The following is a 21,468-nucleotide window of genomic DNA, read 5'->3' on the forward strand; positions in this document are numbered from 1 at the left end:
GCAGGAACCGGGCGCGGCCGCTTTGATTGGGAGCGCGGGTCCTTGGGGTGACACCCAGCCTTGCTGGCCTCACGCCATCCATCTGCAAACCCCTGCGGTCCTCCCGTTGACCGCAGGGGTTTCGCGTTCAGCGCTGCTGCGATTGCGCCCTCATTCCGCCGCAGGCGACATCGTGTCGGGCGGCCCCTTGGATGGAGGCTTGGATTGACGGTCGTTCGGGGCGAGCTCGTGGTCGCCGTGCGAGACCACCAGCCGCTTGCTGAAGCGCCAGATCAGGGCGCCGATGTCGTCCATCACCATGAACATCGCCGGCACGAACACCAGCGACAGCAGCGTCGAGAACAGCAGGCCGCCGATCACCGCGAGCGCCATCGGCGAACGGAACTCGCCGCCGGCGCCGAAGGCGAGTGCCGACGGCGTCATGCCGGCAACCATCGCGATGGTGGTCATCACGATCGGGCGCGCGCGCTTCATGCCGGCGTCGATCATCGCCTCTTCGCGCGTCTTGCCGCCGCGGATCGCCTCGATGGCGAACTCGACCAGCATGATCGCGTTCTTGGTGACGATGCCCATCAGCATCAGGATGCCGATCCACACCGGCGTGGTGAGCTGCTTGCCGGTCAGCAGCAGCGCCCCGATCGCGCCGCCGATCGAGAGCGGCAGCGAGAACAGGATGGTGATCGGCTGCAGGAAGGTGCCGAACAGCAGCACCAGCACCGCATAGACCATCATCAGGCCGCCGGTGATTGCGGTGACGAAGCCGTCGGACAGCTCGTTGAGACTCTCGGCGTCGCCCGACGGGCTGACCTTCACCCCCTTGGGCAGGCTCTTCATCACCGGCAGGTCGTAGATCAGCTTGGTGGCGTCGCCGAGCGCGGCATTGCCGACGAGGTCGGCGGCGACGGTGGCCTGCCGCTCGCGATCGTAGCGGTTGATGCTGGTCGGACCCTGGTCGAGCTGGATGTCGGCGACGACAGACAGCGGCACGCCGCCCTTCTCGCCGTGCGAGCCGAGCGGCACCCGAAGCTGCTGCAGCATCTTCAGATCACCGCGCGCGCTGTCCTCGAGCTGCACGCGGATCGGAACCTGGCGGTCGCCGGCGTCGAACTTGGCCAGCGCCGGGCCGACATCGCCAATGGTGGCGACGCGGATGGTCTGCGACAGGCTCTCGGTCGAGACGCCGAGTCTCGCCGCGAGTTCCGCGCGCGGGTGGATGCGCAGCTCGGGCCGGTCGAGCGCGGTCTCCGAGATTACGTTGGCGATGATCGGGATCCGCTTCATCTGCGTCGCCAATTCGCTGGCGACGTTGTTGACGATGTTGCTGTCGGTGCCGGTGACGACCAGCGAGATCGCGCGCAGGCCGTTCTCGTCGAGGAACCAGAACCGGATATCCGGCACGTTCTCGAGCTCCTTGCTGATCGAGAGCTCGAGCTGGCGCTGGGTGATCTTGCGATCGGCCTTTGGCGTGTAGTTGATGATCAGTGCGGCGCGGCGCACCTCCTGGGTGCCCGGCGGCACGCGGCCGCCGTCGACGAACACGCTCCTCACTTCAGGCCGCTTGCGCAGCCGTGCCACGATCTCCTCGGTGACCTTCTCGGTATAGGCAAGCTGCGAGCCCGGCGGCAGCTCCATCGCGAGCAGCGAGCGCGCGGTGTCCTGCGCGGGCAGGAAGCCCTGCGGCAGCAGCGTGATGCTCCAGATCGACGCCGCAAAGATCGCAAAGCCGATCAGCACGGTGACGTAGTGATGCTTCACCGACCAGGTGACGAGGCTGTGATAGCCGCGCAGGATGCGGCCCGGCGGCGGCTCGTCCTGCGAGTGATGCTTGAGGAAGTAGGCGGCCAGCATCGGCGTGACGAAGCGCGCGGCGAGCAGCGAGAAGAACACCTGCACCGAGACGGTGATGCCGAATTGCTTGAAGAACTGCCCGGCGATGCCGGACATGAAGCTTGCGGGCGCGAAGATCGCGATGATCGTCAGCGAGATTGCGATCACCGCAAGGCCGATCTCGTCGGCAGCTTCAAGCGCGGCACGATAGGGCGTTTTGCCCATCCGCATGTGGCGGACGATGTTCTCGATTTCGACGATGGCGTCGTCGACCAGGATACCGGTCGACAGCGTGATGGCAAGGAACGACACCAGATTGAGCGAGAAGCCGAGGAGGTCCATCGCCCAGAACGCCGGAAAGATCGACAGGGGAAGCGAGACCGCGGCGATGATCGTGGCTCTGATATCGCGCAGGAACAGCAGCACGATGATGACGGCGAGGATCGCGCCCTCGAACAGGGTCGAGATCGCGGCTTCGTAATTGCCCTTGGTGAATTGCACCGAAGTGTCGATCAGCTTGAGATCGACGTCGGGATAGGCCGCCTTCAGGGCGTCGATGCGCTTCTGCACGGCGGCCGCGACCACCACGTCGCTCGCGCCCTTGGAGCGCTTGATGCCGAGCGCCACCACCGGCTCGCCGTTGAAGCGGGCGAAGGTACGACGGTCCGCGATGGTGTCGGTGACGGTCCCGAGGTCGTCGAGCCGCACCTCGCCGCCGCCGAACAGCGGGATCATGGTGCCGGCGAGCTCGTTCACGGTCTTGGCGCCAGCCAATGTACGGATCGCCTGGTCGTTCTTGCCGATCTCGGCGCGTCCGCCGGCAAGGTCGACATTGCTGCCGCGCAGGATCTGGCTGACATTGACGGCGGTGAGGCCGACGGCCTGCAGCTTGTCCGGATCGAGCGAGACCAGGATCTCCCGCTCGACACCGCCGATGCGCTCGACCTGCGCGACGCCGCGCACGCCCTGCAGCGCGCGCTTGACCACATCGTCGACGAAGTAGGAGAGCTGCTCCGGCGTCTTGCCGGGCGAGATCGCGGCATAGGTCACGATCGGCAGGCCGATCACGTCGACGCGCTGGATCAACGGCTCGGTGACGTTCTGCGGCAGGTTGGCACGCACGCGCGTCACCGCATCCTTGACGTCATTCAGTGCGCGGTCGGTGTTGGTCTCCAGCGCAAACTGGATCGTGGTGACGGAGAGGCCGTCGGTGATCGAGGATGATATATGGCGCACGCCCTCGACGCCGGAGACGCCATCCTCGATCGTCTTGGTAACCTGCGATTCAAGTTCCGACGGTGCCGCGCCGAACTGTGAGACCGCAACCGAGATCACCGGAATGTCGGCGCTGGGCAGCCGTGTCACCGCGAGCTTGGTGAACGACACCCAGCCGAGCACGAGCAGGATGATCGAGAAGACGATCGAGGGAAGCGGGTTCCGGATCGACCATGCCGAGATGTTCAAAGCCATTAGCGTGTCCGCGTGCGATCGAGGTCTTCGGCAAACATCGTCTTGATCTGGTCGCCATCATGCAGCGAGGTGCCGGCGTCGGCCACGACGATTTCGCCGACATCGAGGCCTTCAACGATTTCAGTCAAGGTATCGGACGTCAGCCCAACCCGGACCCTGCGCGTTTCGACCGTGTTGCCCTTCACGACCTGCAGCGTCTGGCGGTCGATCGCGGTGCGCGGCACCGCAACGCCGCAGGAGCGCTTGGCGTCGATATTGGCACGAGCAAACATGCCGACCTTGAGCGTGGGATTGTTGTTCAGGGTGATGCGGACGTGTCCGAGCTGGGTGGTGCGGTCGATCTGCGGTGAGATCAGGCGGACCTTGCCGACCATGTCGGGCGCATCGTCGCGGCTGATCCGCACGGTGGCGCCCGGATTGAGCTTCAGGAGCTGGAAGCCAGGCACCTCGGCGTCGAGTTCGATTTCGTTGTTGACGGAAATCTTGAACATCGGAGGGGCTTGCGGCGAGGCCGGCGCGCCAACCGCGGTGCGCACCTCGGTGACGAGCCCGGCGGCCGGCGCACGCAGCACAATCGGCTTGGTATTGCCTTGCGCGGCCTGCTGCGGCGGCGAAGTGAGCCGCGCGAGTTCCTGGCCTTCGGTGACGCTGTCGCCTTCGCGGACGAAGACGTCGGTGACCTTGGACCCCTCCTGGTCGACATTCACCTGCGCCTCGCGGCGCGGCACGATGAAACCGGTGACGCGGACCATGTCGGAGAAGCAGGCGTTGGTCGATTTCGTCACGACAACCAGCGCCTCGCCCGCTGTTTCCTTTGCCTCGGGGTGCGAGCGGTGCTCGAACGAATAATAGGTGATGCCGAGGGCAACAAGGACGACTGTTCCGAGTGCAGGCTTGAGGTACTGAAGAAGGTTCATCGCTGGATCAATCCAGGACCTGGCGCGTCGCAAGTGCTTGCCGAAATCTCATCTCGCTCGCCACCCTGTTGTCCAGGCACGCAGGCCTGGCCTCCATTCTTTCATGCTCTGACGTCATGTGAGACGGGCCACTCAGGTTTCCCGTCACGTTTGCCTATTCGTTTGCCTCGGGCTTGCCCCAAATGCAAATGCGTCCCGCTGGGGGGCGGAACGCATTGTAGCCTCAAAAATATGGCATGCCACGTCCATCACCTGGCGGGATGGCCGGACGGCTCGATTTGCCTCGTCACTTCACGCCGTACTCGGCGAACTCCTTGACGATATTCGGGTCCATCGCCTTGGCGTTGGCGATGTCGAGATCGCCTTCCGCGGCCGCGCCGTTGCGCTTCTTGGCGAGACCGCGCCCGTACAGCGACGACGTCAGCCGCGGATTGATCTTCAGCGCTGCGTCGAAATCGGCGATCGCATTCTTGTTCTGTCCGCCCTTCAGGTTCATCAGGCCGCGGCTGTCGAGCGCATCGACGAAGTTCGGACGCAGCCGCAGCGCCTCGTTGCAGTCCTTCAGCGCGGCTTGCAGGTCGCCGATCACGGTGCGGACCCAGCAGCGGTTGTTATAGGCCTCGACATCCTTAGGGTTGAGCCGCAGCGAATTGGTGAAGTCGTTGATTGCGAGCTGGTAAGCACCCTTGCTGGCATAGACCTGGCCACGACGATACAGCGCCGCCGCATCGTCCGGATTCTTGTCCAGCCGGTCGCTCAACCCCTTGATCGTTGGATCGTCGGCAAGCGCGAGCGCGGCCGGGCTGGTCGGTGTCGGCGAGGGCTCGATCACCGTCGGCGCCTGAGGAGGCGGGGGCGGCAGGGTGATCTCGGCCTGCTTCGGTGGCGCCGGTGGTGGTGGCGGAGTTGGCGCTATCGCCGTCTGAACGGGCGGTGCCGACGGAGTCCGCGCGGGCTGCGGTGCTGGCGTGGGCTGTGGCGACGCCGCCTCGGCCGCCGGCGCGGCAGCCGCTGCGTTCGCAGGCTGCGCCATGCCGGCAGGGACGAAGGAGAAATCCTCCGCCAGCGACGACGAAATCCACGGCACCTGCTCCTGGCGCGAGGCCCGGGTGACACCGACCCGGGTGCGGTTCAGCGTTTCCTCCGCCATCAGGCCGGGGGTACGGATTTCCTTCAGCAATTCCCGCACAAACAAGCTGTGATCGCTGCCATTGTCGGAGATGACCGACGACAGCGCGGCCGAATACATCACCAACGTGCCGTTGGGGGCGATCACCGGGGCGAGGCCTGCCGAAAAGCTGCGGAAGCGGCGCTCGAAGGGATTGCGCCTGGAGGCGTCGATCAGGGCGATCTTCACACCAGCGCCGCGGCTGTTGATTTCGCCAAGCACCGTTTCGAGGCTGACGCCATCGCGGCGAACGTCGGACTCGGCCCAGATTTGCGCATCGACAGGGATCATGTAGCTCTGCCGGTTCGACTGGATGCCGTAGCCCGAGAAAAAGATCAGCGCCACCGAGCCCGGCTTGATCTTGCCGTAGAGCTTATCGAAGGCGCGGCGCATGCCGTCGCCGGTCAGGTTTTCGCCGATCTCGACCGTGAAGCCATCGCGCTTGAGCTCGTCGGCCACATCGCGCGCGTCATTGATCGGCTCCTTTAGCGGCGCGTCGGCGTCGGGATATTTGGCGTTGCCGATGACCAGCGCGAAACGGTCACTGGCGGCGAGGGTTGGGACGGACGAGGCGATCGAAAAAATCAACGTGGCGAGCAAGGCAAGGCGGATTTTCATGATCGCGGCAATCCAGATCGCGGCATTCCAAATGAAATGGCGCCGACCAGTTCGCGGCTCGGCGCCGTTACTCTACGGAAAGAACATTATCAAACCAGCACCCAATCCCGTCAACGCCTTGCCGCGGCGTCGTTGATCGCGACGCAGGTCGGAACGCAATCGCCGCGGTCATGGCGCCATCGTCATCTGAGGATGGTGCAAGTTCCCGCGAGCGGATATCGTGATAGTTCTCACACCGGCCCGGCCGTCCGGTCATGCGCCTGTCACCGTGCCTAGGGGGTTTGACCTTTGCGCGGGGTGATGGCTTTGTGCGGGACGGCAAGCCATTCAAACAAGAGCGAAACCGATGGGAAACGCCTACGAGATCTATGCCCTGCGCTACGCGACGATGTCGCCACGCACCCCCACCATGAACTTCCTGGCGCCTGATCCGCACGACACCACCGCGCAGGATCTAGATTACTTCGTCTGGCTGATCCGCGGCCACGGCCGTGACATCCTGGTTGACACCGGCTTCAACGCCGAGGAGGCCAAGGCGCGCGCCCGCAAGCTGACGCTCAACCCGGTTGATGCGCTGGCCGGCTTCGGTGTAGCTGCCGATACAATCCGCGACGTCATCGTCACGCATCTGCACTACGATCACGCGGGCAATCTCGACCGCTTCCCCAACGCCCGCTTCCATCTGCAGGAGCGCGAGATGAGCTATGCGACCGGCCGCTGCATGTGCAACGGCATGCTTCGCCATCCATTCTCGGTCGAGCATGTCACGCAGATGGTGCGCCATGTCTATGGCGAACGGGTCACCTTCCATTCCGGCGACGGCGAGATCGCGCCCGGCATCACCGTGCATCGGGTCGGCGGGCACTCCGACGGTTTGCAGGTGGTGCGGGTCGAAACCGCGCGCGGTCCCGTCGTGCTCGCGTCCGACGCCGCGCATTACTACGCGAACTTGCACAAGCGCAGCCCGTTCCCGATCGTCTACAATGTCGGCGACATGGCGCAGGGCTGGGAGACCGTCGAGCGGCTCGCCGGCCATCCGGACCGCTTCATCCCCGGGCACGATCCGATCGTGAGCGAGATCTACCCACGCGCCAGCGACAAGGTCGATGCGTTCGCCTTGCATCTCGCGCCGTCACGCTCGTTCGCGAAGTAGGCCAAGCGCGGGCGCAGGTCGAGCCACAAATTCGGTGTCGTCCCGGGCTTGACCCAGGACCCATAACCACGATTGCGAATTGTTGTGCGACGTTGGAGCAATAGCTCGCTTCCGTCACATGACCCTGTGATTATGGGTCCCTGCTTTCGCAGGGACGACAGTTGGAGAGAGCGTTGCCTAATACGATTCCTTCGCGTCGGCCTCTTCGCTAGTCTGCACCAGTTCGAGGCTCTGCTCGATCTTGCCGAGCAGGCGGCCGAGGTCGCGGCGTTCCTGCGCCGAGAGGCAGGAGAGAATCTCCTGCTCCTTGCGCAACAGGCGCGGGATCAACTCCTGGTATAGCGCCTGGCCTTTGTTGGTCAGTTGCAGGCGGAATTCGCGGCGGTCGTCCTCGTTCTCGACGCGCTCCACGATCTCGCGCTCCATCAACGCGGAGACGGCGCGGCTGATGGTGGATTTGTGCGTGCGGGTGCAGTGCGCGATGTATTGCGCGCTGCAGGCGTCGGCCCGAAAACCGAGCGTTGCGAGCACGCGCCACTCCGGAATGTCGAGGCCGTAGCGCGCCTGATATTCGCTCGACAGCGCCGAAGAAACCTCGGCCGACAGCCGATTCAGGCGGAACGGCACGAAGTGGAACAGATCAAGCCGCTTTTTGCCCGGGGTGGCGTCGTCGCGCAGATCGCCGTCCACCGCGCGTGCGCGCACCGGAGGCTGGCTTGCAGAGGTCCTGGCCAAAAATCCCTCCAATTTGAGTTGACGGCGAGCCCGACTGGGAGTTTAAGATAGTTGCAAGTGAGACTAATTTAGCAAGGTCGCGCGCCGGCCGCAAGCTCGTCCATAGAAGTCCAGGCCAAAGGCTATCGCGGAAGGGAACATCCAGGGTCACGCAATGGCACAAGCCAATTTGGCACAGGCCAGAACCCAATTCGGTTATCGTCGCCATCCCGACCAGGACCGGTCGGGGGCCAATCTGGCGGAGCACCCTGTCGTGATCGTCGGCGCCGGTCCGGTTGGGCTGTCGCTGGCGATCGATCTGGCGCAACGCGGCCAGCGCGTGGTGCTGCTCGACGATGCCGACCGGATCGGCGAGGGCTCGCGCGCGATCTGCTTCTCGAAACGTTCGCTGGAGTTCTGGGATCGGCTCGGCGTCGGCGACCGCATGGTCGACAAGGGCGTGGTGTGGAGCGTTGGCAAGATCTTCCATGGTGACGCGCAGCTCTATCAGTTCAATCTGCTGCCCGAGGAGGGCCACAAGCGGCCGGCCTTCATCAACCTGCAGCAATTCTATGCCGAGGCCTATCTGGTCGATCGCGCCGGGCAACTGCCCGGGATCGATCTGCGTTGGCGCAACAAGGTGATCGCGCTGGAGAGCCGCAACGATTGCGTCGCGCTGACGATCGCCACGCCCGACGGTTCGTATCAGGTGCGCGCGACGTTCGTCATTGCCTGCGACGGCGCACGCTCGTCGCTGCGGCAGATGGTCGGCGCGGAGTTCGCAGGCCAGGTGTTCGAGGACCAGTTCCTGATCGCCGACGTCAAGATGACGGCGGCATTCCCGACCGAGCGCTGGTTCTGGTTCGATCCGCCGTTCCATGCAGGGCGCTCGGCGCTCTTGCACAAGCAGCCCGACGACATCTGGCGCATCGATCTGCAGCTCAACCCGGATGCCGATCCGGTCGCCGAGAAGCGGCCGGAGAATGTCCGGCCGCGGATCGAGCGTATGCTCGGGCATGACAAGTTCGATTTCGAGTGGATCTCGCTCTACAAGTTCCAGTGCCGGCGGATGGCCAAGTTCATCCATGGCCGGGTGATCTTCGCAGGCGATTCCGCGCACCAGGTCTCGCCGTTCGGCGCGCGCGGTGCCAATTCCGGGCTGGAGGACGCCGAAAACCTGGCGTGGAAGCTTGATCGCGTGCTGCGCGGGCGCTCGCCGGAAGGATTGCTGGAGAGCTATCACATCGAGCGCAGCGCGGCGGCGGACGAGAATATCCGCGAATCGACGCGCTCGACCGACTTCATGGCGCCGGCGACCCGGCAGGAGGCGCGGCTGCGCCAGGCGGTGCTGTCGCTCGCCAAGGAAACCGAATTCGGCAAGCGCATGGTCAATGGCGGCCGGCTGTCGGTGCCCTCGGTCTACGACACGCCGCTGTCGACGGAGGATCGCGACGAATGGCGCGGCGGGCCGCGGCCAGGGGCCTCCATGCCGGATGCGCCCGTTGTCGACCACGACGGCAAGTCCAGCTTCCTGACCGAAGCCTTCATCAAGCAAGGAACACGGTTCACGCTGCTGGCGTTTGGCAATGGAGCGGTCGCCGACGTCCCCGAGGGAATCGGCAGGATCCAGGTCGGCGGCGAGGGCGGCCTGGTCGATGCCCAGGGTCTTGCCGCCAAGCGCTACGACGCCGCGCCCGAGACCGCCTATCTGTTGCGGCCCGACGGCTATGTCGCGGCGCGTTTCCGCAAGGCACATCGGCCGGCGCTTGATGCGGCGCTGGCGCGCGCATCCGGCCTGAACTGAGGTATCGCCGATGACGCTGTTGACCAGCTCGAACTTCGCAAGGCCAGATGATGCCTTTCGCGCCATCGTCGAGGCGCATCGCGGCCTCACCGAGGCCCAGAGCGCCGATTTCGATGCCGCGCTGGTTCTGGTGCTCGCCAATCACGTCGGCGACATCGATGTGCTGCGCGAGGCGATCGCGCTTGCGAAGCGACGGACACTGGATGCGAGCCAGCAGCAGCAACAGCAACAACAATAGTCTCGACGTAAACGAACAGGATTGAACCGATGGCCAAAGGTTTTGCCTCGACCACCGACCTCGCGGAGAAGAAGGTCACCTTCTCCGAGATCGGAACCGATCTCTATGCCTTCACCGCCGAAGGCGATCCCAACACCGCCGTGATCGTCGGCGAAGACGGCTGCTTGGTGTTCGACGCGCAGGCGACGCCGGCGATGGCCAACAAGGTGATCGAGCGGGTCAAGACCGTCACCGACAAGCCGATCAAGTATGTCGTGCTGTCGCACTATCACGCCGTGCGTGTGCTCGGTGCGTCCGCCTATCACGCTCAGGGCATCGTCGCCTCGCAGGAGACCTATCGCCTGATCCAGGAGCGCGGCCAGCAGGACTGGGATTCCGAATATGGCCGCTTCCCGCGGCTGTTCCAGGATGCCGCGAGCATTCCCGGGCTGACCTGGCCGACGCTCACCTTCGAAGGCGAGATGTCGATCTATCTGGGAAAACGCGAGGTGCGGCTGATGCAACTCGGCGCCGGCCACACCTCCGGCGACATCGTCGCCTGGGTGCCCGATGCCGAGGTGATGTTCTCCGGCGATCTGATCGAGTACCACTCGGCCTGCTATTGCGGCGACGCGCATTTGCGCGAATGGCCGATGACGCTGAACGAGATCCGCGCCTTCAATCCGAAAGCGATCGCGCCCGGCCGCGGCGATGCGCTGACCGGCCTGTCCACCACGCGCGATGCGATCGCGATGACCCGCGACTTCGTCACTACGCTCTACGGAGCCGCCGAAAGCTCCGTCGCCAAAGGCCGCACGCTGAAGGAATCAATGGCCGCGACGCGCGAGGTGATGGATCCGAAATTCGCAAGCTTCGCGATTTACGAGCATTGCCTGCCGTTCAACGTCTCCCGCGCCTATGACGAGGCCTCGGGAATCGACGATCCCGTGATCTGGACCGACAAGCGCGACCAGGAAATGTGGGCCGCCCTGCAAGGAGGAGGATGACCATGAATATCAACACCTCGCCTGATCAGATCGTTCGCAGCACCGCGCAGGTGACGCCGGGCTACATGTCCGGCTTCGGCAACAGCTTTGAGACCGAGGCGCTGCCCGGCGCGCTGCCGATGGGGCGTAACTCGCCGCAGCGCTGCGCCTACGGGCTCTACGCCGAACAGCTCTCGGGCTCGCCGTTCACGGCGCCGCGCGGCACCAACGAGCGCTCCTGGCTCTATCGCATCCGTCCGTCGGTCAAGCATTCCGGCCGCTTTGCCAAGGTCGATGCCGGGCTGTGGCGCACCGCGCCGTGCCACGAATACGACATGCCGATCGCGCAACTCCGCTGGGACCCAGCGCCGATCCCCAAGCAGGACCAGACCTTCCTGCAGGGCGTGCAGACCATGACCACGGCGGGCGATGCCAACACGCAGGCCGGCATGGCCGCGCACGTCTATCTCATCACCCAATCGATGGTGGACCAGCATTTCTACAATGCCGACGGCGAGATGCTGTTCGTGCTCCAGCAGGGCAATCTGCGGCTCGTCACCGAATTCGGCCGCATCGATGCCGAGCCCGGCGAGATCGTGGTGATCCCGCGCGGCGTCAAGTTCCGCGTTGAAATTCCGAACGGGCCGGCACGCGGCTATCTCTGCGAAAACTACGGCGGCGCCTTCACGCTGCCGGAGCGCGGCCCGATCGGCGCCAACTGTCTTGCCAATTCGCGCGATTTCCTGACGCCGGTGGCGGCTTACGAAGACAAGGACACGCCGACCGAGCTCTACGTGAAATGGGGCGGCTCGTTGTTCAAGACCACGCTGCCGCATTCTCCGATCGACGTGGTCGCCTGGCACGGCAATTATGCACCGTACAAATATGACTTGCGCACCTTCTCGCCGGTCGGCGCGATCTCGTTCGATCATCCCGACCCCTCGATCTTCACGGTGCTGACCTCGCCGTCGGAGACCGCGGGCACTGCGAATATCGATTTCGTGATCTTCCCCGAGCGCTGGTTGGTGGCCGACAACACCTTCCGTCCGCCGTGGTATCACATGAACATCATGTCGGAGTTCATGGGCCTGATCTACGGCGTCTACGACGCCAAGCCGCAAGGCTTCGTGCCCGGCGGCATCAGTCTGCACAACTGCATGCTGCCGCACGGTCCCGACCGTGAAGCCTTCGAGCACGCCAGCAACAGTGAGCTGAAGCCGGTGAAGCTGACCGGCACCATGGCCTTCATGTTCGAAACCCGTTTTCCTCAGCGCGTGACCAAACATGCGGCGACGTCGTCGACGTTGCAGGACGATTATTCGGATTGCTGGAAGGGCCTGGAAAAGAAGTTCGATCCGAGCAAAAGGTAAAATTCACGTCGTCGTGGCCGGGCTTGACCCGGCCATCCATCTTTTCAAAGAGCGATGGATCGCCGGGTCAAGCCCGGCGATGACAAGCCAGTCACGGAGACGCATCTTGCCTCACCCCAACGATCCCAAACTCCGCTCCTTCATCGACGTCGCGCAGACCTCCGACTTCCCGATCCAGAATCTGCCTTACGGCGTGTTCTCGGCGAACGGATTGGCCCCGCGCGTCGGCGTCGCGATCGGCGACTATGTGCTCGATCTCTGGGAACTGGAGCAGGACTCGCGGCTCGATGTGGGACCGCTCGGCGTGTTCGCGCAACCGTCGCTCAACGCCTTCATGGCGCTGGGGCCGAAAGTGTGGTCGGCGACGCGGGCGCGGATCAGTGAGTTGTTGCGCTCCGATCATCCGGAGCTGCGCGACAACAGGGACTTGCGGGCGCGGGCGCTGGTGCCGATGGCCAATGTGAAGCTGCACATGCCGTTCACGGTCGCGGGCTACACCGATTTCTATTCGTCGAAGGAGCACGCCACCAATGTCGGCGTCATGTTCCGCGGCAAGGACAACGCGCTGCAGCCGAACTGGCTGCACATGCCGATCGGCTACAATGGCCGCGCCTCGACCGTGGTGGTGAGCGGCACCAAAGTGCGCCGGCCGCGCGGCCAGCTCAAGCCGCCGACCGCTGACGTGCCGAGCTTCGGCCCGTGCAAGCGGCTCGATTTCGAGCTGGAGATGGGCGTGGTCGTGGGGCAGGCGTCGCCGATGGGCCAGATGCTGACCGAGAGGCAGGCCGAGGAGATGATTTTCGGCTTCGTCATCCTCAACGACTGGAGCGCGCGCGACATCCAGCAGTGGGAGTATGTGCCGCTCGGGCCATTCCAGGCCAAGGCATTTGCGACCTCGATCAGCCCGTGGGTGGTGACGCGTGAGGCGCTGGAGCCGTTCCGCATGCAGGGCCCGGCGCAGCAGCCGGAGCCGCTCGCTTATCTGAAGCAGTCTCAGCCGAACAATTACGACATGCTGCTCGATGTCGCGCTGCGTGCCGGGTCGATGAACGAAGCGAAGACGATCTGCAGCACCAATTTCAAGTACATGTACTGGTCGTCGGTGCAGCAGCTCGTGCACCACGCCTCATCAGGCTGCGCCATGAATGTCGGCGATCTCCTAGGGTCCGGCACGATCTCCGGCCCCGAAAAGCATCAGCGCGGCAGCCTGCTCGAGATTAGCTGGAACGGCACCGAGCCGGTCGAGCTTGCCGGCGGCGTCAAGCGCTCGTTCCTCGAAGACGGCGACTCGCTCGTCATGCGCGGCTGGTGCCAGGGTGACGGCTATCGCGTCGGCTTCGGCGAAGTCGAGGGCACGATCATCGCGGCGGAGTAGTTCTTCGCGCATCTCCTTACTTCACCTCCCCTTGAAAAGGGGAGGTCGGTTTGCGCTGCAGCGCAAGCCGGGTGGGGATCTCCTCTCTCCACGAGCGCCGGCGTCCGCGGCTTGACCCCCACCCCGCCCTCCCCATTGCAGCAGGGCTATCGCATATGCCGCCTTGGATGGCTGCGCACGTACTCGGCCTCGTGGTTCGAGACGCGCCGCAAGCGGCGCTCCTCACCATGAGGGTCTACTATTGTGCCGCAAAACGAGACTTCATCCTGAGGAGCCCGCCAAAGGCGGGCGTCTCGAAGGATGGGCCACAGGGAGTTTTTTTCCAAATGCGATTGCCCTACCCCTTGCAGGGGGAGGGAACCAGAGAGCGGAGCCAAGCATCACCTTTCCTCTGGGCGAATATCCCTCAGGCGTTTCGAATGCGCCGCGACGTCGTCGAGGCTGTATTTCAGATGCACCCGCTTGTCTGATGGCGGTTGCTTCGCCGTACACACGCCCGGCCGCCACTCCGTCGCAGGCCGGATCGGCCGCGGCGCAAAGCCGCCGCCGCAGTTTGGGCAGACATTGCCGAGCTTGCTGTCGACACAATCCGCGCAGAAGGTGCATTCATACGAACAGATCCGCGCGTCGGTCGCGCTCGGCGGCAGGTCCTTGTCGCAATATTCGCAGTTCGGTCGCATCTGTAGCGCCATGGTCGCCTCTCTCGCCGGATGGTGAAGGGATGGTCGCAAATCAACGCGCAAAATCGAATGGCGTATTTCCCTCGATTTGCGTCATCCTACCCCTGCAACGCCGTCAGCGGCAGCTTTGAGCTCTCCTTCAGGCGGTCGAGTACGATCGAGGAGCGCACATGGGCGACGCTCTGGTGCGGCATCAGCACGTTGTTGACGATGTCGGACAGGCTCTTGAGGTCGCGCAGCATCACTTTCAGCACGTAGTCGGCATCGCCCGTCAGCGCATAGGCCTCCTGGATGTCGTCGACGCGGTTGACCAGCTCGCGAAACCGCTTGGCGTTGTCAGGCGAATGAGTCGCCAGGGTGATATGGATGAAGGCGATCAGGCCGAAGCCGAGCGCTTCGCTGGCAAGATCGGCGTGATAGCCGGCGATGACCTTCTCCTCCTCCAGCCGCATCCGCCGCCGCGAGCATTGCGAGGCTGATAGCCCGACGAGGTCGGCGAGCTGCTGGTTGGTCAGCCGGCCGTCGTCCTGCAAAGCAGCGAGCATTTTGAGGTCGAAGGCGTCAACTTCAGTCATGCGCAAAAACTCACTTCTGTGCACAGATCGTGCGCAGTCTAGCAAATCGAAGGTCATTTTGCACGCACCTTGCGCGACAAATGGCGGAAATTCGTCTCAGACAAATCAGGGAGATTCCGCTATGGGTCCGTTTCCGCACGACGCGCCGCCGGCCGAGATCAGCGCCGACAACCCGATGGGCACCGACGGATTCGAGTTCGTCGAATATGCTCATCCCAATCCGGACGAACTGCACGCGCTGTTCAGGCTGATGGGCTTCGTCGCCGTCGCCCGCCACAAGTCCAAGAACATCACGGTCTATCGCCAAGGCGATATCAACTACCTCGTCAACGAGCAGCCCGGCACCCACGGCTTCAACTTCGTCGCGGCGCACGGTCCGTGCGCGCCGTCGATGGCGTTCCGCGTGGTCGATGCCAGGCGGGCCTATGAGCACGCGCTCTCGCTCGGCGCCGAGCCGGCGAATGCGTCATCCGCGCAGAAGACGCTGGATGTGCCCGCGATCAAGGGCATCGGCGGCAGCCTGCTCTATTTCGTCGACCGCTACGGCGCCAAGGGTTCGGCCTATGATGCCGAGTTCGAATGGCTCGGCGCGGAGAATCCGCGGCCTGCGGGCTCGGGCCTTTACTACGTCGATCACCTCACCCACAACGTCCACCGCGGCCGCATGGATGTCTGGACCGGCTTCTACGCAAAGTTGTTCAACTTCCGTCAGATCCGCTTCTTCGACATCGAGGGCCGCGCGTCCGGCCTGTTCTCCCGCGCGCTCACCAGCCCGGACGGCAAGATCAGGATTCCGATCAACGAGGATGCCGGCGATTCCGGGCAGATCGAGGAATATCTCAACGTCTATCGCGGCGAGGGTATCCAGCATATCGCCTGCGGCGCGCGCGACATCCATTCGACGGTCGAGACGCTACGCGCAGCCGGCCTGCCCTTCATGCCGTCACCGCCCGACACTTATTTTGAGCGGATCGACAGCCGCCTGCCCAAGCATGGCGAGGATGTCGCGCGGCTGCAAAAGAACGGCATCTTGATCGACGGCGAGGGGGTGGTCGACGGGGGCCAGACCAAGGTGTTGCTGCAGATCTTCTCGGCCAACGCCATCGGGCCGATCTTCTTCGAGTTCATCCAGCGCAAGGGCGACGACGGTTTTGGCGAAGGCAATTTCAAGGCGCTGTTCGAATCGATCGAGGAAGACCAGATCCGCCGCGGTGTACTCAAGGTCGACCACGCGGCGTGAAGACGTTGTAGGGAGCCCCGCTCGCGGACAGCCATAGGTGTCGTCCCTGCGAAAGCAGGGACCCATACCGCGGAATCTATCGGGTGTGTCGCGTAGTAGTCCCGCGGAAAAAGCCCCGCGACACACGACGTCTCGTGGTTATGGGTCCCGGCTCGCGCTTCGCTTGGCCGGGACAACGGCGGGATTTATCTCTCCGCCCTCCACGCGCCCGTCACGTCCCCGATCGTCGCCACCTCCGGCTCTCTGATCGCAGACGGCGTGCGCGAGAAGCGCGGGGCCGGGGCGGGCTGGGTGACGCCGTGGCGCTCGACGAACACCTGGCGCGCCGCCATATGCGGATGCTTCGGCGCCTCCGCCATGGTCAGGACAGGCGCAAAGCAGATGTCGGTGCCTTCCATGATCTTGCACCAGTCGTCGCGCGTCTTGCTCTTGAACACCCTCGTCAGCTTCTCCTTCAGCGTGGGCCACGCCTTGCGATCCATCTGCGCGTCGAAATCGGCGTCGGTCAGGTCGGCATGCTTGCGCAACAGTGCGTAGAACTGCGGTTCGATCGAACCGATCGAGATGAAGTTGCCGCAGGAGCATTCGTAGACGCCGTAGAAGTGCGCGCCGCCGTCGAGGAAGTTCTGGTCGCGGCCGCCGCTCCAGCGACCCTGTGCGCTCATGTCGTAGAACATCGACATCAGCGATGCCGCGCCGTCGCACATCGCGGTATCAACCACCTGGCCCCTGCCGGACTTCTGCGCTTCCAGCAATGCGGCGAGCACGCCGACCACGAGATAGAGCGCGCCGCCGCCGAAATCGCCGACTAGGTTGAGCGGCGGCACCGGCTTCTCCTTAGGTCCGATCGCGGCCAGCGCGCCGGTGATCGAGATGTAGTTGATGTCGTGGCCGGCGGCGTGCGCCAACGGGCCTTCCTGACCCCAGCCGGTCATGCGGCCATAGACCAGCTTCGGATTGCGCGCCAGCACGACGTCGGGGCCGAGACCAAGGCGTTCCATCACGCCCGGACGAAAGCCTTCGATCAGGGCATCGGCATGGCTCAGCAGCTCGAGCACCTCTGCGATCGCAGCCTTGTTCTTCAGATCGAGCTCGATCACCTTGCGGCCACGGGTCGCGACCGCCTTCAGGTTCTTGCCGGCGCCGACGCGGTCGAGGGTGATGACCTCGGCGCCCATGTCGGCGAGCAGCATGCAGGCGAACGGGCCGGGGCCGATGCCGGCGAATTCGACGATGCGGAAGCCGGCGAGCGGGCCGGAGGTGCGGGCGGCAGTTTGGGAGGCGGATTTATCGAGCACGTTGGTGGTCCGTTGTTGCGGGATGTTATGAGCCGGCGGAAGTCTGTTGGTCGTGGCGGTCAGGATCGCTGAGCGTCACCCTGGCCGCGACAACTGGTGCTGGCAGGAAATTCGGAGGGGCATGCGTTCTCCCAGGCCGTCCGTGCGACGGCATTTTTAATTAGCTGATTAGCTAATTTGTCCCGCCGAATGCGCCAGATGGCAAGCGTCTTTTGCCCGAAGGGCGCCGGTAAAACGCAGAACGGCGCGCATCGCTGCGCGCCGTTCTGGACTTGTGTCTAGGCGCTATCAGCTCGCGGCGGTGACCGCGCGCTGTCCCATCACCTTGATCAGGTTGGCGCGATAGTCTGCCGAGCCGTGGATATCGGCGAGCAGCCCGCTCGACGGAATTTTGACGCTGTCGAGCGCACTCGGCGACCAATTCGCCTTCAGTGCGCCCTCGATCGCCGGGACCCGCATCACGCCGCTCTGCGATGCGCCCGTCGCCGCGGCGCGGACGTCGCCGGCCTTGGTCTGCGCGACGAACACGCCGGTCAGGGCAAAGCGCGAGGCCGGGTTCGGAAACTTCGCGTAGCCCGCCTTCGCCGGAATCGGGAACGAGACCGCGGTGATGATCTCGCCATCCTCAAGCGCCGTTGCGAACAGACCCTGGAAGAAGTCTTCCGCTGATATCGACCGCTTGTTGGTCTTGATCGTCGCGCCAAGCGCCAGCACCGCCGCCGGATAGTCCGCCGCCGGGTCGTTGTTGGCAAGCGAGCCGCCGATCGTGCCGCGATAGCGCACGGCGGGATCGCCGATCATCGACGCCAGATTGGCCAGCGCCGGGATCGCCTTCTTGACCGCGTCGCTTTGCGCCACATCGTAATGCGGCGTCGCGGCCTTGATGGTGACGGCGTCGCCCGACACCTCGATGCCGATCATCTCCTGCACCTTGGAGAGATCGATCACGTCGGACGGCGCGGCGAGACGCTGCTTCATCACGGGGAGCAGGGTCTGGCCGCCGGCAAGGAATTTTGGCTCCTTGCCCTTGGCGAAGGTTGCTGCGGCCTCAGCGACCGAGGAAGCGCGGTGATAGTTTGTCTCGTACATGGCTCTGCCTCCCTCAACCGTGAATGGCGCGCCAGACGCGATCGGGCGTCGCCGGCATTTCCAGCTTGTTGTTGCCGATGGCGTCCGTGATCGCGTTGATCACGGCAGCCGAGGCGCCGATCGCGCCGGCCTCGCCGCAGCCCTTGACGCCGAGCGGGTTGCCCGGACACAGCGTCGTGGTGTGGGAGAGCTGGAACGACGGCAGGTCGTCGGCGCGCGGCATGGTGTAGTCCATGAACGACGCGGTCACGAGCTGACCGTTGCCGTCATAGACCACGCCTTCGAGCAGGGCCTGGCCGATGCCTTGCGCCAGGCCGCCATGGACCTGACCTTCGACGATCATCGGGTTGATCAGCCGGCCGAAGTCGTCGGCCGCCACGAAGTTGACGAACGAGGTCTTGCCAGTGGTGGGATCGACCTCGAGCTCGCAGATATAGGCGCCGGCCGGGAAGGTGAAGTTGGTCGGGTCGTAGAACGCCGTCTCCTTCAGGCCGGGCTCCATGCCTTCCGGCAGGTTGTGCGCGGTGTAGGCCGCGAGCGCGACCATCGGCAGCGCGATCGACTTGTCGGTGCCGGCGACCTTGAACTCGCCGTTCTCGATCACGATGTCGCTTTCGGCGGCTTCGAGCGCGTGCGCCGCGATCTTCTTGGCCTTGGCTTCCACCTTCTCCATCGCCTTCACGATCGCGGTGCCGCCGACTGCGAGCGAGCGCGAGCCGTAGGTGCCCATGCCGAACTGCACCTTGTCGGTGTCGCCATGCACGATCGAGACCTGGCTGAGCGGCACGCCGAGACGCTCCGCGATGATCTGGCAGAACGTCGTCTCGTGGCCCTGGCCGTGGCTGTGCGAGCCGGTGAGGACCTCGATAGTGCCGACCGGGTTGACGCGGATCTCCGCGGACTCCCACAGGCCGACGCCGGCGCCGAGGCTACCGACCGCTTTCGATGGCGCGATGCCGCAGGCTTCGATGTAGCAGGAGATACCGATGCCGCGCAGTTTGCCGTCGGCCTTTGCCTTGGCCTTGCGGCCCGGGAAGCCGGCGTAATCGATCGCCTTCATCGCGGCGTCGATCGAAGCGTGGAAGTCGCCGACGTCATACGCCATGATCACGGGCGTCTGATACGGGAACTGGGTGATGAAGTTCTTCTTGCGCAGCTCGGCCGGGTCGACCTTCAACTGCCGCGCCGCCGTCTCCATCATCCGCTCGATCAGGTAGCTGGCCTCCGGGCGGCCAGCGCCGCGATAGGCGTCGACCGGCGTGGTGTTGGTGTAGACGCCCATCACCTCCGCATAGATCGCCGGGATCACGTACTGGCCCGACAGCAGCGTCGCATAGAGATAGGTCGGCACCGCCGAGGAGAACAGCGACATGTAGGCGCCGAAATTGGCGTGGGTCTTCACCCTGAGCCCAAGGATCTTGTTGTCCTTGTCGAACGCCATCTCAGCCTTCGAGACATGGTCGCGGCCGTGCGCGTCGGTGAGGAAGGCCTCGGAGCGGTCGCCGGTCCACTTCACCGGGCGACCCACCTTCTTCGACGCCCACAGTGCCACCATTTCTTCCGGATAGATGTAGATCTTCGAGCCGAAGCCGCCGCCGACGTCGGGTGCGATCACGCGCAGCTTGTTCTCCGGCGCGATGTTGTAGAACGCCGACAGCACCAGGCGGGCGACGTGCGGGTTCTGCGACGTGGTGTAGAGTGTATAGTGCTCGTCGGCCTGGTCGTAATGCGCGATCGCAGCGCGCGGCTCCATCGCGTTCGGCACCAGGCGGTTGTTGGTGAGCTCGAGCGTCACGACGTTGGCGGCCTTGCTGAAGGCCTCCTTCACCGCGGCTTCGTCGCCGAGATGCCAGTCATACACGACGTTGCCGGGAGCTTCGGGATGAAGCTGCGGCGCGCCCGGCTTGATCGCGGCCTTGATGTCGGGCACCGCCGGAAGCTCTTCGTAGTTGACGATAACGGCTTCGGCCGCGTCCCTGGCCTGGTTCTTGGTTTCGGCGATCACGACCGCGACCGCTTGTCCGACGAAGCGCACGGTCTCCGGCGCCATCGCCGGCCACGCGCCCATTTTCATCGGCGAGCCGTCCTTCGAGGTGATCGCCCAGCCGCAGATGAGGTTGCCGACCTTGTCGTCGACGAGCTGCTGACCGGTCAGCACTGCGATCACGCCGGGCATCTTCATGGCCTCGGCCGAATCGATGCCCTTGACCTTGGCATGCGCATGCGGGCTACGAATGAAGTGAGCATAGCTCATGCCCACCATCTTGATATCGTCGACGTAGCGTCCCTGTCCGGTTATGAACCGGCGATCTTCCTTGCGCACGACACGTGCGCCGATTCCTTCAACACCCATGGTCTAATCCTCCCGACCGGAGATTTCGATTTGCCGCCGTTTCCATCGAGACCGGCGGTGATGAGCCTGATCGCGCGTGGTCCGCGCGCTGCTATTCGGCGGCCTGCGCGACCTTCATGCGGCCGGCTGCGTCGAGCACCGCCTTGACGATGTTGTGGTAGCCGGTGCAGCGGCAGATATTGCCTTCGAGCTCGTGGCGGACCGTTTCCTCGTCGAGATTGCCGCCGTGGCGATGCACGATGTCGACCGCGGCCATGATCATGCCGGGGGTGCAGTAGCCGCACTGCAGGCCGTGATTGTCGCGAAAGGCCGCCTGCATCGGGTGCAACTCGTCGCCCTTGGCGAGACCCTCGATCGTGGTGACGTTCGAACCCGCAGCCTGGCCGGCCAGCATGGTGCAGGATTTCACCGCCCGTCCGTCGACATGGACAACGCAAGCACCGCACTGGCTGGTATCGCAGCCGACATGGGTGCCGGTCAGGTTCAGATTTTCGCGCAAGAGATGCACGAGGAGGGTCCGGTCCTCGACGTCGACCGAGACCGCCCTGCCGTTTACCGTCAATTTGACTGTAGACACGCGTTCCTCCCAAGTCTCAATTATTGGCCCAGTAGAG

17 protein-coding genes are annotated in these 21,468 nt (G+C 64.3%); 7 read left to right on the top strand and 10 right to left on the bottom strand.

The window, feature by feature from the left end; all coding sequences use genetic code 11:
* Window positions 1-150 precede the first annotated feature (150 nt).
* The 3 genes from P6U25_RS02315 to P6U25_RS02325 form a co-directional block, all read right to left on the bottom strand.
* Window positions 151-3,297 carry an efflux RND transporter permease subunit gene (locus tag P6U25_RS02315; protein WP_407149832.1) on the bottom strand — a complete coding sequence of 1,049 codons (3,147 nt, stop codon included), beginning with the start codon at window positions 3,295-3,297 and terminating at the stop codon, window positions 151-153.
* Entirely contained in the window at window positions 3,297-4,214 is a 918-nt protein-coding gene (locus tag P6U25_RS02320; protein ID WP_407149833.1) for an efflux RND transporter periplasmic adaptor subunit, read from the bottom strand. Before P6U25_RS02320 ends, P6U25_RS02315 begins: the two co-directional genes overlap by 1 nt.
* 286 nt (window positions 4,215-4,500) lie before the next feature.
* Window positions 4,501-6,000, bottom strand: a complete 1,500-nt coding sequence (locus tag P6U25_RS02325; RefSeq protein ID WP_407149834.1) for a caspase family protein — start codon at window positions 5,998-6,000, stop codon at window positions 4,501-4,503.
* Window positions 6,001-6,346: 346 nt separating this feature from the next.
* Between P6U25_RS02325 and P6U25_RS02330 the strand changes: the two genes are divergently transcribed.
* Window positions 6,347-7,153 carry an N-acyl homoserine lactonase family protein gene (locus P6U25_RS02330; RefSeq protein WP_407149835.1) on the top strand — a complete coding sequence of 269 codons (807 nt, stop codon included), beginning with the start codon at window positions 6,347-6,349 and terminating at the stop codon, window positions 7,151-7,153.
* A 177-nt stretch (window positions 7,154-7,330) separates the two neighbouring features.
* Here the strand turns inward: P6U25_RS02330 and P6U25_RS02335 are convergent, their stop codons facing one another.
* Window positions 7,331-7,888, bottom strand: coding sequence for a MarR family winged helix-turn-helix transcriptional regulator (locus P6U25_RS02335; RefSeq protein WP_407149836.1), 558 nt, complete (start codon window positions 7,886-7,888; stop codon window positions 7,331-7,333).
* A gap of 154 nt (window positions 7,889-8,042) precedes the next feature.
* On the opposite strand from P6U25_RS02335, the gene P6U25_RS02340 reads away from it, so the two are divergent.
* The 5 genes from P6U25_RS02340 to fahA all read left to right on the top strand — a co-directional run bounded on the left by P6U25_RS02340 (window position 8,043) and on the right by fahA (window position 13,619).
* A complete protein-coding gene (locus P6U25_RS02340) occupies window positions 8,043-9,671 on the top strand; it encodes an FAD-dependent oxidoreductase (RefSeq protein WP_407149837.1) in 1,629 nt (542 codons plus the stop codon).
* 10 nt (window positions 9,672-9,681) lie between these two features.
* On the top strand, window positions 9,682-9,909 hold the full coding sequence (locus P6U25_RS02345) for a DUF2783 domain-containing protein (RefSeq protein ID WP_407149838.1): 228 nt from the start codon (window positions 9,682-9,684) through the stop codon (window positions 9,907-9,909).
* A gap of 29 nt (window positions 9,910-9,938) precedes the next feature.
* Complete coding sequence (locus P6U25_RS02350; protein WP_407149839.1) at window positions 9,939-10,895, top strand: MBL fold metallo-hydrolase; 957 nt, start codon at window positions 9,939-9,941, stop codon at window positions 10,893-10,895.
* A 2-nt stretch (window positions 10,896-10,897) separates the two neighbouring features.
* Window positions 10,898-12,244: a homogentisate 1,2-dioxygenase gene (gene hmgA / locus P6U25_RS02355; protein WP_407149840.1), complete on the top strand. Its 1,347-nt coding sequence runs from the start codon at window positions 10,898-10,900 to the stop codon at window positions 12,242-12,244.
* A 106-nt stretch (window positions 12,245-12,350) separates the two neighbouring features.
* Window positions 12,351-13,619, top strand: a complete 1,269-nt coding sequence (fahA, locus tag P6U25_RS02360) for a fumarylacetoacetase (protein ID WP_407149841.1) — start codon at window positions 12,351-12,353, stop codon at window positions 13,617-13,619.
* A 380-nt stretch (window positions 13,620-13,999) separates the two neighbouring features.
* Here the strand turns inward: fahA and P6U25_RS02365 are convergent, their stop codons facing one another.
* Window positions 14,000-14,311, bottom strand: coding sequence for a DUF1272 domain-containing protein (locus tag P6U25_RS02365; protein ID WP_407149842.1), 312 nt, complete (start codon window positions 14,309-14,311; stop codon window positions 14,000-14,002).
* An 86-nt stretch (window positions 14,312-14,397) separates the two neighbouring features.
* Window positions 14,398-14,874, bottom strand: coding sequence for an Lrp/AsnC family transcriptional regulator (locus tag P6U25_RS02370; RefSeq protein ID WP_407149843.1), 477 nt, complete (start codon window positions 14,872-14,874; stop codon window positions 14,398-14,400).
* 121 nt (window positions 14,875-14,995) lie between these two features.
* Here P6U25_RS02370 and hppD point away from each other — a divergent pair, with 121 nt between their 5' ends.
* Window positions 14,996-16,114, top strand: coding sequence for a 4-hydroxyphenylpyruvate dioxygenase (gene hppD, locus P6U25_RS02375; RefSeq protein ID WP_407149845.1), 1,119 nt, complete (start codon window positions 14,996-14,998; stop codon window positions 16,112-16,114).
* A gap of 185 nt (window positions 16,115-16,299) precedes the next feature.
* On the opposite strand, the gene P6U25_RS02380 is transcribed toward hppD, so the two are convergent.
* The 4 genes from P6U25_RS02380 to P6U25_RS02395 all read right to left on the bottom strand — a co-directional run bounded on the left by P6U25_RS02380 (window position 16,300) and on the right by P6U25_RS02395 (window position 21,431).
* Entirely contained in the window at window positions 16,300-17,412 is a 1,113-nt protein-coding gene (locus P6U25_RS02380; protein ID WP_407149847.1) for a CaiB/BaiF CoA transferase family protein, read from the bottom strand.
* 288 nt (window positions 17,413-17,700) lie between these two features.
* Window positions 17,701-18,501: an FAD binding domain-containing protein gene (locus P6U25_RS02385; RefSeq protein WP_407149848.1), complete on the bottom strand. Its 801-nt coding sequence runs from the start codon at window positions 18,499-18,501 to the stop codon at window positions 17,701-17,703.
* Between the two features lie 13 nt (window positions 18,502-18,514).
* Window positions 18,515-20,854, bottom strand: coding sequence for a xanthine dehydrogenase family protein molybdopterin-binding subunit (locus tag P6U25_RS02390; RefSeq protein ID WP_407149850.1), 2,340 nt, complete (start codon window positions 20,852-20,854; stop codon window positions 18,515-18,517).
* Between the two features lie 91 nt (window positions 20,855-20,945).
* Window positions 20,946-21,431, bottom strand: coding sequence for a (2Fe-2S)-binding protein (locus P6U25_RS02395; protein WP_407149851.1), 486 nt, complete (start codon window positions 21,429-21,431; stop codon window positions 20,946-20,948).
* Window positions 21,432-21,468: the final 37 nt, after the last annotated feature.

It is taken from the genome of Bradyrhizobium sp. ORS 86, assembly GCF_045571475.1.
Classification (GTDB): domain Bacteria; phylum Pseudomonadota; class Alphaproteobacteria; order Rhizobiales; family Xanthobacteraceae; genus Bradyrhizobium.